The following is a 1,345-nucleotide window of genomic DNA, read 5'->3' as shown; positions in this document are numbered from 1 at the left end:
ATCACTCGGAGTAATTGATCCCCCGCGCTCTCTGGCGGTTCTCTGGAACCACGGAAGAGGAGAGTGGAAATGGAACGATACTATGTCGGACTGGACGTCTCGAAGGAAAAGACCGCGATCTGCGTACGCCGCTCGGATGGCAGCATGGATAAGGCTTGTGAGACGAGGACTGATCCGGATGCGATCTTCGCGGCGCTCGCCCCCTTTCGGGATGGGCTTGAACGCGTCATTCTCGAGGCAGGCCGCATGGCGAACTGGCTTTACGATGAGTTGACAAGGCGCGGCCTGCCGGCGGTGTGTGTCGATGCCCGGCAGGCCCATGCAGTGCTCGGCCAGATGCATAACAAGACTGATACCAACGACGCAGCGATGCTGGCCGATCTCGCTCGGACGGGCTTTTATCGGAAGGTCGAGGTCAAGAGCCGACAGGCGCAGGAGCGTCGAGCCCTACTGGCTGCCCGCGACGCGGCGATCAGCATTCGTACAAACGCGGAAAACACCATCCGCGGTCTTCTTGCCAGCTTCGGGCTGCGCGTGCCGACTCAGCCACGAACCTACGAGGGTCGCATATGCGCTGTTCTTGAGGGGTACGACGCATTGGCGCCAATCATTCTGCCCCTTCTGGCGGTACGCACGGAAGCCCTGCGGCAGGCCGCTGCGCTGACCAAGGAACTGGTCCGGCAGGTGAAAGGGTCCGACGCATGCCTCCGCCTGATGACAGTGCCCGGAGTGGGAACGGTCACGGCTGCAACCTTCGTGGCGACGATCGACGCGCCGGAGCGCTTCGCGAAATCGCGCTCGGTGGGGGCCTATGCAGGGCTGACCTCCAGACGGTACCAGTCCGGTGCAATCGACTACGGCGGCCGCATCTCCAAACGCGGGGACCGATTGTTGCGGACAATACTGTACGAAGCGGCCAACTCGCTGCTTTGCCGAGTAAAACCCGGACGAGGAATGGCGCTCAAGAACTGGGCCACGGCTTTGAAGCAACGAACGAGCCACAAGAAGGCCGTCGTCGCCTTGGCGCGCAAGCTGGCCGTGATCATGCACGCGATCTGGACAAGTGGCGGCGTCTTCGAGGAGCGGGAGGCGTGAACATGTCCGATACCTGACCCAACAAGGCGCGCCGCACAGTTGCCGCGTCGGCCAAAGCGGCAGGCAACGGATCGATCCCGTGAGATCTACCTGCGGACCCGAGCGGATACCGCGCATATCACCTGGGGACGTCCGAGCCTTGAACGCCGAGATGAAGCTCCTTCGCGGATGACTTCGGAAAGAACCTTGCAGGCGGCCGACCGGAACGACAAACTGAACGAGCGCAGGGGATCAATTAAAGAACCTACAT

The 1,345-nt window shown here is 61.8% G+C and carries 1 protein-coding gene; it reads left to right on the top strand.

All coding sequences use genetic code 11. From position 1 onward, the window contains the following. Positions 1 to 69: 69 nt before the first annotated feature. Positions 70 to 1,095, top strand: coding sequence for an IS110 family RNA-guided transposase (locus ACXAJT_RS27560; protein WP_475242204.1), 1,026 nt, complete (start codon positions 70 to 72; stop codon positions 1,093 to 1,095). Positions 1,096 to 1,345 lie beyond the last annotated feature (250 nt).

Source organism: Salipiger sp. ABF4_146 (genome assembly GCF_056161345.1).
This window is presented reverse-complemented; position numbering and strand designations above follow the sequence as displayed.

Bases quoted from the DNA above. Each gene is read 5' to 3' on its own strand.
- ACXAJT_RS27560 (WP_475242204.1), top strand. From the start codon at position 70: ATGGAACGATACTATGTCGGACTGGACGTCTCGAAGGAAAAGACCGCG.